Source organism: Paenalicyclobacillus ferrooxydans (genome assembly GCF_001399675.1).
GTDB classification, from domain to species: Bacteria; Bacillota; Bacilli; order Alicyclobacillales; family Alicyclobacillaceae; genus Alicyclobacillus_B; species Alicyclobacillus_B ferrooxydans.
On the sequence record NZ_LJCO01000083.1, the window covers coordinates 19,338 to 32,950 of the forward strand.

Annotated in this window: 14 protein-coding genes; 9 read left to right on the forward strand and 5 right to left on the reverse strand. The window is 55.9% G+C overall.

The genetic code is table 11. The features are described from left to right. Positions 1 to 22 precede the first annotated feature (22 nt). The 6 genes from AN477_RS19390 (at position 23) to AN477_RS19415 (ending at position 4,377) form a co-directional block, all read left to right on the forward strand. Positions 23 to 985 (forward strand): D-2-hydroxyacid dehydrogenase, encoded by a 963-nt coding sequence (locus AN477_RS19390; RefSeq protein WP_054970838.1) that lies wholly within the window; start codon positions 23 to 25, stop codon positions 983 to 985. Between the two features lie 203 nt (positions 986 to 1,188). Then, positions 1,189 to 1,578, forward strand: coding sequence for a hotdog fold thioesterase (locus AN477_RS19395; protein WP_054970851.1), 390 nt, complete (start codon positions 1,189 to 1,191; stop codon positions 1,576 to 1,578). Between the two features lie 25 nt (positions 1,579 to 1,603). Beyond that, positions 1,604 to 2,002 carry an acyl-CoA thioesterase gene (locus tag AN477_RS19400; protein ID WP_054970839.1) on the forward strand — a complete coding sequence of 133 codons (399 nt, stop codon included), beginning with the start codon at positions 1,604 to 1,606 and terminating at the stop codon, positions 2,000 to 2,002. 220 nt (positions 2,003 to 2,222) lie between these two features. After that, positions 2,223 to 2,963, forward strand: a complete 741-nt coding sequence (locus AN477_RS19405; protein WP_054970840.1) for a DUF421 domain-containing protein — start codon at positions 2,223 to 2,225, stop codon at positions 2,961 to 2,963. A gap of 140 nt (positions 2,964 to 3,103) precedes the next feature. Then, positions 3,104 to 3,523 carry an acyl-CoA thioesterase gene (locus tag AN477_RS19410; RefSeq protein WP_054970841.1) on the forward strand — a complete coding sequence of 140 codons (420 nt, stop codon included), beginning with the start codon at positions 3,104 to 3,106 and terminating at the stop codon, positions 3,521 to 3,523. A gap of 68 nt (positions 3,524 to 3,591) precedes the next feature. Further along, on the forward strand, positions 3,592 to 4,377 hold the full coding sequence (locus AN477_RS19415; protein ID WP_054970852.1) for an SDR family NAD(P)-dependent oxidoreductase: 786 nt from the start codon (positions 3,592 to 3,594) through the stop codon (positions 4,375 to 4,377). An 841-nt stretch (positions 4,378 to 5,218) separates the two neighbouring features. Here AN477_RS19415 and AN477_RS19420 read toward each other — a convergent pair. Together AN477_RS19420 and AN477_RS19425 are read right to left on the reverse strand one after the other, a co-directional pair. Next, complete coding sequence (locus AN477_RS19420; protein WP_054970842.1) at positions 5,219 to 5,974, reverse strand: type 1 glutamine amidotransferase; 756 nt, start codon at positions 5,972 to 5,974, stop codon at positions 5,219 to 5,221. Continuing rightward, positions 5,937 to 7,313, reverse strand: coding sequence for a Mur ligase family protein (locus tag AN477_RS19425; protein WP_054970843.1), 1,377 nt, complete (start codon positions 7,311 to 7,313; stop codon positions 5,937 to 5,939). The genes AN477_RS19420 and AN477_RS19425 overlap by 38 nt, the downstream gene beginning before the upstream one ends. A gap of 474 nt (positions 7,314 to 7,787) precedes the next feature. Here AN477_RS19425 and AN477_RS19430 point away from each other — a divergent pair, with 474 nt between their 5' ends. From AN477_RS19430 to thpR, 3 genes are all read left to right on the forward strand, one after another. Continuing rightward, positions 7,788 to 8,282 (forward strand): GAF domain-containing protein, encoded by a 495-nt coding sequence (locus AN477_RS19430; RefSeq protein ID WP_054970853.1) that lies wholly within the window; start codon positions 7,788 to 7,790, stop codon positions 8,280 to 8,282. 429 nt (positions 8,283 to 8,711) lie between these two features. Then, the gene (locus tag AN477_RS19435; protein WP_054970844.1) at positions 8,712 to 9,062 is read left to right on the forward strand and encodes an arsenate reductase family protein; all 351 of its coding nucleotides are present in this window, start codon (positions 8,712 to 8,714) and stop codon (positions 9,060 to 9,062) included. 105 nt (positions 9,063 to 9,167) lie between these two features. Beyond that, the gene (gene thpR / locus AN477_RS19440) at positions 9,168 to 9,848 is read left to right on the forward strand and encodes an RNA 2',3'-cyclic phosphodiesterase (protein ID WP_054970845.1); all 681 of its coding nucleotides are present in this window, start codon (positions 9,168 to 9,170) and stop codon (positions 9,846 to 9,848) included. A 292-nt stretch (positions 9,849 to 10,140) separates the two neighbouring features. Here the strand turns inward: thpR and AN477_RS19445 are convergent, their stop codons facing one another. The 3 genes from AN477_RS19445 to AN477_RS25125 form a co-directional block, all read right to left on the reverse strand. Then, complete coding sequence (locus AN477_RS19445) at positions 10,141 to 11,079, reverse strand: MBL fold metallo-hydrolase (protein ID WP_054970846.1); 939 nt, start codon at positions 11,077 to 11,079, stop codon at positions 10,141 to 10,143. Between the two features lie 3 nt (positions 11,080 to 11,082). Then, entirely contained in the window at positions 11,083 to 12,735 is a 1,653-nt protein-coding gene (gene ftsW / locus AN477_RS19450; protein WP_054970847.1) for a putative lipid II flippase FtsW, read from the reverse strand. Positions 12,736 to 13,037: 302 nt separating this feature from the next. Further along, positions 13,038 to 13,400 carry a hypothetical protein gene (locus tag AN477_RS25125; protein WP_054970848.1) on the reverse strand — a complete coding sequence of 121 codons (363 nt, stop codon included), beginning with the start codon at positions 13,398 to 13,400 and terminating at the stop codon, positions 13,038 to 13,040. Positions 13,401 to 13,613 lie beyond the last annotated feature (213 nt).

The following is a 13,613-nucleotide window of genomic DNA, read 5'->3' on the forward strand; positions in this document are numbered from 1 at the left end:
ACACGAGTCATGGAGGTGGCACATGAGCAGGGATAGTGGACTGTCCGGCCCGAAGGTTCTTGTTTATCAAGCCTCGCATCCAGAGAAGTTTGCAGACGTTTTGAAAGACCTCGGCATTACGAACGTGATCACGGCGAAAAGTTCTGGCGCAGCGCCGCCCGACCTGTCGGAGGTAGAGGTCATGTTCGGCTGGAACATCCCCGTGGACTGGTTCGCGCGGGCTCCCAAGCTGAAGTGGGTGCAGTGGAGCGGGGCAGGGGTGGATTCCGTGGCTATGCGGCGCGATCAAATCCCGGAAGGGGTGCGACTGACTCGGATTCTCGATCAATTCTCGGCGCCCATCGCGGAGTACGTGTTTACCTACCTGCTCTACATTACAAAAGATGTTCGGCGGCAACAGAAGTCTCAGGAACAGAAACGCTGGGATCCGTTCAGAGCTGAACTCCTGGCTGGCAAGACCATCGGGGTGGCCGGGCTGGGATCGATTGGGGCCGAGATTGTACGCAAGGCACGCGCCTTTGACATGAAGGTGACGGGGCTCAGTGCGACAGGACGCAACCGCCACCTTGTGGATGTTCACTACACAGCAGATGAGTGGAATGATTTCGTAGCACCGCTTGATGTGCTCGTGTTGACGCTGCCCTTAACGGATCGCACGAGGCATGTCATCCATGCCCCTGTGCTGGAGCGGATGAAACGGGAGGCCATCATCGTCAACATTGGCCGCGGTGCCTTGATCCGTGAAACAGACCTGATTCCGCGCCTTGCTGCAGGGCGGATCCGTGCAGCGGTGCTCGACGTGTTTGAGCGTGAGCCGCTGCCGACGGACAGTCCACTGTGGACCCTGCATAACGCATTTGTTTCGCCGCACATGTCGGGACCAAGCGAAGTGGATAAAACCTGCGCGTTTTTTGCCGAGAACATGCGGCGGTTTGTACAAGGCGATCCGCTGATTGGCTTGGTAGACTTAACTCGTCAGTACTAGAATTAGATGCAGGTTACATACCAAACTTAGGTATCTGGATTTACAATTCGGACGGGTAAGGCTGGACGGGTAAGGCTGGACGGGTAAGGCTGGACGGGTAAGGCTAGACGGGTAAGGCTAGACGGGTAAGGCTAGATAGGAAGAGTAAGAGGTTACCACGTTAGGGGGAGTTATCCGTGGAACAGATCGAGCATGAGAAGACGATGATGCATGCGCTCGGCATTGAAACGAAGGAATTGACCAAAGACCGCGTCGTGATGACAATGCCGGTGGCAGATGCCACTAGGCAGCCATACGGGATCTTGCATGGCGGTGCGTCGGTGGCGCTGGCGGAGACGGCGGCCAGTATCGGATCGTGGATCAACTGCGATCAGGAACGTCAAATTGCAGTCGGCCTCGAGATCAACGCAAACCACATCCGTCCGAAAGCAGAAGGCATCGTTACAGCGGTTGCTACGCCCGTTCACAGAGGCCGGACGACCATGGTGTGGGATATTCGGATCACGGATGAACAGGATAAGTTGGTCTGCATCTCACGGTGCACAGTCGCCATCGTGGATCGGCCGGATCAGTCGGGTAAGTCGGATAAGTAGAGAAAATAAGGCTGGGAGATAGAAAATGAGACACAAGATGGAAATCACAACAAGGTTTAGCGACATCGACCTGTTGGGGCATATCAACAACGCTTCCTACTTCACCTACATGGAGGAGGCACGGCTGTATTTTATGCAGTCTATCGGGATCACCGGCGGATCGCTCATTATCGCATCCGCCAAAGTGGACTGGCGGGCGCAGACTTATTTTCCGGACACTCTGGACGCGGAGTCGTTCGTCACCAGAATCGGCAACAGCAGTTTCGATGTGAAGACGACACTCACCAGCCAGAGCAGTTCGAAAGTCGTCTTCGAGGGCGTCGCGACCCTTGTTCATTTTGACTATGAGTTGCAAAAGTCAGCGCCGGTTCCACCGGAATACAGGGCCCGTCTTGAGGAATACATGGACGGGCAGGCCAACTGACGGTTTGCTATAAAGGCTTGCTTGTCTGATAAGTTGCTGGCATCATGGTTTGCTTGCCCAATATTGTAGGCTTCGTGGTGTGCTTGCACCAAGGTTTGCTTGTTTCATCGTTGCTGGCATCATGGTTTGCTTGCTTCATAGTTGTTCGCTCATGGTTTGCTGATTCGTCCCTATGGTTATACCGAGAGTAGTCGGACTCTCGGCATAGGGAGAGTGAATGATGCAGATACCATTTGTTTTTATGACCCTCAGCGCTGTCATTACATTTGTTGTGCTGTTGGTTCTCGTTCGGTGGCTCGGAGCCACACAGTTAACCCAGTTGACGTTTTTTAACTGGGTGGCAGGGGCCAGTATGGGGAACGTAGCTGCGAACATGATTGGGTCTACCTCCGTAAACGAGTTCGTCGGCAACACGTACTCATTGGTTGTGTTTACCGCAGCCTGTCTGTTTGCAGCTTACGTCGCCCTGAAAAGCCGCCCGTTCCGGCGGGTCGCGAACGGCGAACCGACAGTGCTCATCCATCGTGGGATCATCTTGCGCCACAACCTTGCCAAAACCAAGGTCAACCTGGATGTCTTGATGATGATGTTGCGGGAAAAGGGCTACTTTGCCTACAACGATATCCAGTATGCGATTCTCGAACCTACCGGGAATCTCAGTATTCTTCCATCACAGGCTTCCCAATCTGTATCGAAGGCCGATCTCGTTAACGGACCCGACTTGTCCGACGAAGGTCAGGGGCCCTATACGGAGATTGTGGTCGACGGAGAGATAGATAAGGATAAGCTCGTGAACACAGGACACGACGAGGCATGGCTCGATGCGCAGATCCGTAAACGCGGTGCTCGCTCTATCGAGGACGTCATGTTTCTGGCGGTCAACAAGGATGGACATGTGCTCGCGGACTTCTCGCGCCGGATGCAAGACTCGAAACAGGTGGAGAAGGACGCAGAGTTTTAATTTGGGGTGAAACCTCGAGTGCTCAGGTTTCGGGCAGGGGCCAGGAATGTCGCGGAAGCGGGGGCACGATTTCGAATGCTCTGAGTTTGGGCAGGGCCCTAGAATGCCGCGGTGGTTTTGAAATGTTGGGAGGGAGCGCGTTGTTCGAAAGAAAAGTTGTCGTACGTTTTGGCGAATGTGATGGCCTTGGCCATGTGAATAACGGTACATATTTCACCTACATGGAAGACGCTCGAATGGACATCTTCCGGTTGTTTAATCCATCGCTGAACCTGGATACCTGGAATCTGATTGTGGCCTCTACGCGTTGTGACTTTCTTGCACAGGTTTCATACGCGGAGGAGCTCACCATCTCCACCTGGATCAGCAAACTCGGCAATTCCAGTTTCGTGGTCGATCACGCTCTCCAAAAGTCCGACGGCACGTATGCTGCCAGAGGACAAGCTGTGATGCTCGCTTACGACTACGATCAGCAGAAACCCGCCAGCTTATGGCCTGAAGTGCGGGCTGCACTGTCCGAACACATGAATGCTCCTGCCGGCGTGCCGGAGCTTCGATAACGTTGATAACGGGGGAATGAGTCACGATGGGGAATAACGAAGAAGCAAACCGCAACAGCGGATCAGGCATGAGCGCTGCCACCGGGGCCGGTTTATTTTCGCTGAGCGGAAAGCGGGTCATGATTACGGGCGCGAGCCGCGGCATTGGACGCGGTCTGGCACTTGGACTCGCTGAAGCCGGTGCCGATCTCGTTTTGGTCGCCCGCGACGTCTCAGCACTGTCGACCGTCAGAGAGGAGTGCCTTGCACTCCGTAGCGATGCCTCCGTGTCTGTTCTGAGCTGTGACATTCGCGAACCCGAGCAGGTGAAAGAGACCGTGAAGTCGGCGGTTGCGGAGGGGAACATCGATGTCCTCGTCAACAACGCAGGACTGAATATCCGGACACCGGCGCTTGAGGTCACGGAAGAACAATGGCAGACCGTCATCGACACAGACCTTCGCGGCGCGTTCTTTTTTGCACAGCAGGTAGGTCAGCATATGGTTGATCGCCAGCAGGGGAGCATCATCAACGTATCCTCAGTCGGGGGACATGTGGCACTTCGCACAGGTGTTGCGTACGCTGCCGCGAAGGCAGGCGTGATTCAGATGACCAAGGTGCTCGCACTCGAATGGGGCAAGTCAAAGGTCCGCGTGAATTGCATTGCGCCTTGGTACTTCCGCACCCCGCTGACGGAGAAGCTCCTCGATGATCCCGCGTACCTCGGTGAAATCGTTGCACGGACACCGCTGCGCCGCGTCGGTGAGGTCTCTGAACTGGTTGGGCCGGCGGTGTTTCTCGCCTCGGACGCCTCGAGTTACGTTACAGGTCACACCCTGTTTGTGGACGGCGGCATGAGCATCTACGGGTTCTAATCCAAGAGGACCGCGTCACGAGGGGGTTTTTGAGACACAAGCCCTTCTAGGACGCGGGGGATTCTGCACCAGGGGCAAATGGCCTGCGAGAGTAAAAGGTCCAGCGAAAGGCAAGGTTTAAGGGTTCTGCCCGTGGGAAGGGTCCAGCGAAAGGGAAAGGTCCCACGACAGCGAAAGGTCCCACGACAGTGAAAGCTACAACGAAAGTGCAAGGTCCACGGAAAGTGAAAGCTACAGCGCACGGAGCGTTTAAAGTATTAAAGCGTATAAGGTTGGAACGGTTCCCGTTCCATACCAAATATCAGTTTAGATTCGGAAACGGCCAGCGAGGAAGCACTCTCGCTGGCCGTCTGTCTGATGGGTTTGAAGGAACCACACCGGAACCACACCGGAGCTCCGATTTACGCACGTTTTTTCCCTTAAACTCTATTTTCGTTGGCCGCGCAGCGGAACAACGAACCTTTTTTCCCTTCCGTCCTAGAAGTAGCCCAGTTTCGAAGGGTTTTGACCGTATAGGGGAAAAGTGGTTTGCTATGTTGGGGGGAAATGGCCAATATGGCCGAACAAGGGAAGAAATTGACCTTAATGTAGCGTCGCGTCTCGCAATGGGCGTCGCGTCGCGGTGGCATTCATGGCTCGCAGTGGGTGCCATGTCTCAGAGGGGCAGACATCCCGCGGGCTCCAATGACCAGGGCGCAATGCCCGGGCCGCCGGTGCACACCGCGTGCGGCGGCAGGCACATACACCCAGCGGGGATGACACGATGCACCGAACCGCTGCCACGCCCGAACCGCTGCCACGCCCGAACTGCCACGCCCGAACTGCCACGCCCAAACCGCTTTTATGCTTGGGCTGCGGGGACAGATTCCTCTGGCAACTGTATGCGACGCTCAAGAAACGCCTTGCGAGCCGCCGTCTCGAACCTGTCATCCAGCGGCTCCAACTCCACAGTATTACCAGAGGCGTGTTCGAGGGCGGTCTTGAGAACGAGATCGGCCAGAGCAGGATTCTTTGGCAACAGCGGGCCGTGGATGTAGGTGCCGAACACGTTTTTGTAGCGCACGCCTTCTCCGCCGTCCGTGCCGTTGTTGCCAAAGCCCTTCTTAACCCTACCGAGCACGTCGTGGCTGTGGGTGGTGCGGCCGCCGTGATTCTCAAACCCGATGATCATGCCGCACTCCTCACTGGAGATGGCCACGTTACCGATGAGGCGTGGCTCCCCTGCTTCCGTGATAAGGTCGAGGAGGGACAGGCCTGGTACCTTCGCTTTATTCGGAAGCTGATAGTATTCCCCAAGCAATTGGTATCCTCCGCAGATGGCAAGGAGAGGCAGTCCGTCTTCCACAGCGGCTTTCCACTCGGGCTGACTGGAGAGCAATGTCCTTCCGACAAGGGCCTGTTCCCTGTCCGATCCGCCGCCAAGCAAAACGAGATCGTAATCGGAAAGCCGAGGCGTCGTGCCTGCGGGTACGGATACAACTTCGACATCAATGCCGCGCCACTGGCACCGGGAGACGAGCGTCTGGATGTTGCCTTTGTCGGCGTAGAGGTTGAGCAGATCAGGATACAGATGTGCGATACAAAGGGGTCTTTGCATCCAATGTCACCTTCTTCTCCAGCCAAGCTGCTGTCGGGTAGAGTGCAGTATAGGTGGAAAGCACGTAGAGATCGAGCTCGCCGAGGCTCTCCGCCTGTTCAAATGCCAGTTGCAGACCGGCGTCCAAGTCAGCGGCAGTCAGGATTTTATCCGTCGGATACCCTGCATACTTCAGCCGCAGGGCCATGTCCTCTGCGCGTAAGCCGGTTGTGATGCAGACCCTGATGTCGGGGCTTTGTGTCAGTTGTTCAAAGCCGGCATCCCACAGCCACGAGACATCTTTGCCGTCGGCAGCGAGATCGTTGATGGCGATACACACTGCCTTCTGCCCTGGCTCGCTCAAAATCGCCTGCAGGACTGTGTCGCAGCCGGTTGGGTTCTTGATGAGATTGAGCGTTGACGGCGGGGTGGTCTGGAACCCTTGCATCCGTCCAAGCGGTGCTTCGTAGGCGGCAAGTCCGACGGCGATCCCGTTGGCGTTCATCCCACAAAGCCTGGCCGCACTGATGGCAGCGAGGGTGTTGTAAACATTGTAGAGGCCGCGCGACGGAAGGACGAATTCGACTTGCGGAAGCTCATCTTCGTCGATCGCGATGGTGTGGCCGTTGTAAGTACCAGCAAAGTCCGGCGTCGTACGAGAAAAGCCGCACTCAGGGCAATGGTAGAGTCCAAGCTGTCCATAGAAGAAGCCTGAATATGTGAGCTCATGGCCACATTGCATGCAAAAGGCGCCGTCCCGCATCTGATCGTGGTGCGTGATCTCAGCGTGGTGCGTCGACAGCCCATATGTACGGTAGCGCAAGCCGCTGTGGAGGGCGATGTGTTTGGCAAGCGGATCGTCACCGTTCACGACCAGAACCGCGTCCGTCTGGCGAATACCCTCGAGGAGCTTTGTCACCGTGGTGTCGAGCTCGCCGTAACGGTCGAGTTGATCGCGAAACACGTTCGTCACAACCAACACTTTCACAGGCAGGTGACGGGTCACAAGCGGCAACGTGGCTTCGTCGATTTCAAACAAGGCTGTCTTACGGCGAAGCGTTCCAAACCAAGTGGTGTGCTGCAGCACGGCCGTCGTCAGACCTTGGGGGAGATTTGCACCTTCCCGGTTGTGGATGATGGGCTCGTCCGCATTCAGGATACCGGCGAGCAGCGATGAGGTGGTCGTTTTGCCGTTCGTTCCCGTCACCACCACACACCGATCCAGTTTCGCTCCCAGAACCGACAACAGTTTTGGCGACAGTCGAAGGGCCATTTTGCCTGGGAGACTGGTTGCGTTTCGTCCCGCGAGTCGAAGTAGGATAGACAACAGTTTGCCAAGCCAGATTGCAGGTAAAACCAAGGAAGTCAACTCCAATTCCCAAAGTCTATGCCGATCCGTTGGACACGTTGTATCTTCGATTATACTATATGGTAGATCCCGTGTTTGTACAGACTGCTGTTTCGATTGATGGCGATACCGTATGTTGGCCCGGTAGGCCGCGGGGTTCTGGCTAGGTGGCCGTGGTGTGGCCGTGGTGTGGCTGTGGCTGTGGCTGTGGCTAGGTGGCTGTGGCTGTGGCTAGGTGGCTGTGGCCAGGTGGCTGTGGCCATGTGGCTGTGGCCAGGTGGTGTGAGCTGGGTGTGGCCAGGTGGGTGTGGCCAGGTGGGTGGCCGGGTGTGGCTGTGGCCAGGTGGCTGTGGCCAGGTGGGTGTGGCCAGGTGGGTGGCCGGGTGTGAGCTACGTGTGGCCGGGTGTGGCTGTGGCCAGGTGGTTGTCATTCCCGAGGGCTGTCCCAACTTCTACGGCCGTGTAACCAAGAGAGGAGCCTTTTCAATGTTTGAACATACAGCGATCGATACAGCCTCCAAGGAGGCATTTTACGATCAGATTACTCAACAGGCGATGCACCTTGTCGATGGTGAACCGAATTGGGTGGCAAACCTTAGCAATATCTCTTCATTGCTGAACGTTCACCTTGAAAACATCAATTGGGTAGGGTTTTATCTTTGGGATGCGCCAGCGAATGAGTTAGTTCTTGGGCCATTCCAGGGGAAGCCAGCATGCATCCGGATCCCGCTTGGCAAAGGTGTATGCGGGACTGCCATCGAGTCTGGTCAGTCGATTGTGGTTGAAGATGTCTTCGCGTTTCCCGGCCATATTGCCTGTGACGCCGCTTCACGCTCAGAAGTGGTTGTTCCAATTGTTCGGGATGGTGTGAAACTTGGCGTTCTCGATATCGACGCACCAATTCCGAGCCGCTTTGACGAAGCTGACGCTCGTGGTCTCGAGAAGGTCGTTCAGGTCATCGTCGAGCACGCCGGACTGTAAAGCGATTTTGCGACGGCCCGCCTCGTCTTCCGAATCGCCTAGTGTGAATCCCGGCAGTTGTCGTAAAGGAACTGAGTTCCGCTGCGGAGTCGGGGGTCTCGGTTGCGGCGAGGTGCCCGCTATGGTTGTCTACAATCATGGGGTTCAGCCGCCCTTCATAAAGGAACTTTTGTTTCCTGTTCGCCACTTTTCAATCGTGAGAGGGAAACAGGGGACAAAATGTCCCCTGTTCACCGAATTTACCTAAAAACGGAGTGCATATAGGGCTCGAAGGGAAGAAAGGTTCGTTGTTCCGCTTCGCGGACAACGAAAATTGAGTATAAGGGAAAAAACGGACGCTGAAGGTGAGCTTGATGCAGACAAGGTCGAGCTTAATTACAGTTCAAGTAGAGTTCAAGCTCCGTCACAGGATACATAGGAGGACTAGCCATGGAGTTTTACGGGTACAAGAAATGCTCAACCTGCCGAAACGCACATAACCACCTGAAGAACGGTGGAATCGAACTGGATTTTCATGACTTTGTTGTCAGTCCGCCGAGTGTCGACACAATTAAGTCGTGGGTGGAGGCTTATGGTGAAGGTGTCATGCCTTTTGTCAATACGAAGGGGACGCGGTACCGTGAACTGGGCTTGGCTCAGAAAAACCTCAGCGACGAAGAGTGGCTAACCATGTTGTCGAACGACGGAAAACTCCTAAAACGGCCTGTCTTGGTGACTGACAACGGCGTTCTCGTCGGATATGACAAGGCCAAGTATGACAAACTGATAAGCAACCAGTAGTCGGGAAAGCTCGTGGGTTGACGTCCTACGTAGTTGAAGTGCGATGAAGCGCCCTAAGGACAAGGACGTCAGGCAGCTTATCGTTGTTGAAGGAGGCATGGGGCGGTGCGGCTGTTTTTTGGTTTTGATGTCACATCGGAGATCCGAAGCCAGCTCTCAACTGTGCAAACGTGGCTTCAGTCACAAGGTGTAAGAGCAGGAAACTGGTCGAGACCAGAGTTATTTCACCTCACATTGCTATTTATCGGCGACACGAGTGAGGAGAATGTTTCGGTTCTGTCCGAGATGGGGAAGGCAACAGCCGCACAGGCTTCACCGTTTGAGATTCACTTTGACCTGCCTGGGATGTTTGAGCGCAATCGGATTCTTTGGTATGGAATTCAAGAAGACAGTGGCATGACGCTTATGAGCGAGGTCCATCGGCGAATCACCGGTCTCGCAAAAAAGGAAGCATTCATCAAAGTCGATGAACGGCCGTTTCGCCCTCATTTGACATTGGCGCGAAAGTTGGACACGGCGTCTATTCCATTGATGCGAGACATATTAGCGCAGTGTAGGCCACGGGACCTTGCGAGGAGCTCTACGAACGTTCCCAGCAGCGATGGTTTGTCCTCGGCGAGTAAAGGTGTGTTCGGTTCGGGGGACGATGCATCCAGTCAGCAGGGTGTGAAAATGATCCCACCCGTGAGCACTCTCCACGTCAATTCCATCTGTCTATTTGAATCCCGACAAATCAATGGACGCCTCATGTATCCGATTGTCGAGCGGTACGAGTTTGGTTCTTAACTCAGAAAGTCCATCGCAGGAATGCGTGAACTTCTTGTACCGCCGAGACAGGATGTGTGCTGCATCCCTCATCCCTCGTCCGTGGGGTGTGGAGGTGCCAAATACACAGGCAAAGAAGTCCAAACATAAAGGCCAAGTTGAGCACCACCGCTCCGCTTGGCCTTCTAACTCGAATATCTTACGGCCCGGCACGGTCCCTAAGGAGTAGGCGCGTCCCTTACGGCTCCGTGCTCGCTAAGGAGTCCGCTCGTCCCTAAGGGGTTGGCGTGTGCCTAAGGAGTAGGCTCGTCCCTTACAGGGTTGAGGCGTAGTGCATGAGGCCCATGGAATCGATCACGACATCGATATCCAGCACCCGAATGTCTGACCCTGCCTGAAAGCCCCGCTTGGCCAAATCTTGTACAATCCAAGACCGCAGCGCGGTCTCCACCTCTTCAATCTCTATTCCGGGTCGGTAAATCGAAGTGATGAGTTGACCCATCTCCTGTGCACACCTGTCGGTCTCCCGAAGTGCTTCTGCCTTCGGTGAGCGTCCGAAGTGGGTGTGGTAGATCCACTGGAATGGCAGACTTTCGAGCAGTTGGGCGGTCTCGTGGACGGCGACCGGATCGAAATCGACTGGAGAAGTAGACGGCATCACCCACTCGAAGTCCCAGCCAGTGAAGCAGGTGCGATAGCGGATGCCTGCGGCATCGCCGGCGAAGACGGCGTCAGAAACCGGATCGTGAATGCTGAAATGGTGCTTCGCATGACCTGGCGTGTCGTAAAAGGTGAGCGTTCTGTCACCGATGTCGAGCGTTTCCCCGTGGTTCCGGATGAGCACCTGTTCCTCTGGTACCGGCATGATTTCGCCAAACAGCTCCGGAAGTTTGTCTCCGTAGACAGCCTTGGCGCCGCCCCACAAGCGGGAAGGGTCAATCATGTGCCGCGCACCCCGCCGCTGAACGACAAGCTTGGCGTTTTTCGCCTTGGCCATCATGTGGCCGGCGCCGCCAGCGTGATCGAGATGGACATGCGTCACGATGACGTACGCGAGGTCCTCCGGGCTGTAACCAATTTTGGAGAGCGACTCCACTAAGATTTCATGTGACAGTGACGATCCGGTCTCAATCAGCGTCGGTTTCTCGGTTGCCAGAAAGTAGGCAGCGGATCGGCAAGGGAGACCCTGTTCCATTAAGTCTATCTGCCACAGCTTACCTTCAATGTGTACCGGATCTTTGGCGAGTGACATAAGTCATCGCTCCTTTCGAGAAAATCGTGATGTCTTCTTATCCTTCGACTCGGTCGGGCGCGCAGTTTGTGATCCGGATTGGCGATTAATCCAGGACTTTGAGGTTGGTATGGGCTGCCGTGTGGACCGGGTACTTGAGCTGCGTGAACCAGAGTCGCTGCGCGCACCAGTTCCCCGTGTACCAGATCCCCGTGTACCAGCCTCACGTGTAGTGCCTGCGCTGCCACCGCGAGATGTGGCTGCTGTCTCTTGGCGAGCGCGCCAGCTGTCGTTTTGAGCGGATCGACTGCGCCATCCACCACCAGAGCTTGTCCGACCGGCATCGGCCTGTTTGCGCGAGTCGCGGGCGTCGCGGAGGCGATGAACCTCTGCACGGTGGCGACTCTCTGCCTTACGATGTGACTCGGCTTTTCGGCGCAAAGCTTCGGCTTCCCGGCGTTGAGCAACGATGTCGAGCCCGGCAACAGGGGGCTTCGAAACCGGAGCACGGCGTTCACGACGCTCTTCCATATCTTCGACAGATACAATGTCTGCTAACTCATCTGCCTCTGGCTCCTCAGCCAATGTGACCCGTGAGATACTCAGCAGGATGCCCATCGCGGCCATGTTCACAATCAAGTCCGTGCCCCCGTAGCTCATAAAGGGCAGTGGGATACCTGTAACGGGAAGGAGGCCTGTAACAGCCCCGAGGTTGATGATGGAGCTGATGATAATCATGCAGGTCAGGCCGACGGCAAGCAGGGAGCCGAACCTGTCGGGCGAGCGCCTTGCAATGCGAAACCCGCGCCACACGAGAAAAGCAAACGTCGCGATGAGCGCGATGGCGCCCACAAATCCCCACTCCTCAACGAACACAGGGAAGATAAAGTCCGTCTGGGGATAGGGGAGGTAGCCAGCTTTCTCAAGGCTCATATCAAAACCTCGGCCAAACCAACCACCGGCAGAAATGGCCGTCATACCTTGAATCAATTGGTAAGACGCACTGTCCATGTGTTGAAAGGGGTGAAGCCAGGAAGCGAGTCGAGCGGATCGATAGGAGGCCTTCATCGCCGCAATCACCAAGACGGGCGTAACAATCAGCATGGTGATGACGAGGCGCTTAACCCGGGCTCCCGACGCGAAAACAATCACCAAACTCGTGCCGAGCAACGTCATGGCGGTACCCATGTCTGGCTCGACGAAGATAAGGACGACGTTGATGCCGGCTACAACCAGTGCAGGCATCAGACCGCGCTTGAAGTTGTCCATCATCGTGACCTGTTTTGTGAAGAAAAAGGACAGGTAGACCACGGTTGCAATAATCGCAAGTTCAGAAGGCTGAAGGTGAAAGCTGCCATGACCGATCCAGCGCCGGCCGCCGTTCGTTGACCAGCCGACATGTGGTATCAGAACAATGAGCAGCAAGAATAATCCGATTCCCATCACGGGCGCCGCATACCGATACCATATGCGGTGTGGCACCCAGCTCAGCCCGATCATCCCGGCGAGTCCGACCGCCGCAGAGATGAGCTGACGCAACGCATAGGAATCAGCAGGTGCGTTGCTTTGCAGTGCAATATAGGTACTCGCGGAGAAAACCGTGATGACCCCTGCAGCTGTAAGCAGGATAACCGTCGTAAACAGTAAGTAGTCGATTGGATGTCGTTGAATCTGCAAGCGCGTCACCTTCTTGTGGCCGAGTTCCCAAAGGTCAACTTTTCGACATGCGGCTTGGGTTTACCTGCTTGACAACAGGGAAATTCCAAGTCGATGACGGCTTTTGGATGACCTTTCCCTGATGACCGGTTTTTGGGGCAGCATCACCCGGCGTTCACCTGGCGCTCAGCCGATGGTCACCCGATGGTCACCCGATGGTCAGCCGATGGTCAGCCGATGGTGGGACGGGGTTCGGTGCCACCCGATGTTCACTCGGTGGCTGATTATGATGACGTCTCCTCGGTGACGGCTTGCAGAACAACTCACCACCAGTGCATGCCGACAGCTGTGATACCAAGTATGGCAGCGAGCGGGATCGCGAAGTGCCATCCACCGCCGCCTCCCGGCCCTCCAGGTCCCCCTGGCCCTCCCGGACCGCCTGGGATGGGACCACCAGGGCCTGCCGGTGTAGGGCCTCCTGGCCCTGGTCCCATGCCCCAGCCAAACGGACGATACTCGCTCGCATACATATCATCGTCCATTGATCGGTTCGTCGGTTGCATAACAGGCATGAGGATCACGTGCTCTTTAGTACAATGCACCACAACCCCCTGAAATGTTCCGAAATGGGTGTGGCATTGTACATGTTTTCCGATGTACGGACGGATATGGCGGTGTGTGTACATATTTACCCCTCCCCTTCGCCTACAGTCTATGGGGCGTATATCTCGAGAGACCCGGCGAACGCACAGATCGCGTAGGATTTTACCCAGTGTGACCAGAATGGGCGTGAGGGGGCGCGAGGTGTGAGGTGTGAGGGGTGTGGGGGTGTGGGGGTGTGTGGGTGTGAGGGTGTGAGGGTGTGAGGGTGTGAGGGTGTGAGGGTGTGAGGGTGTGAG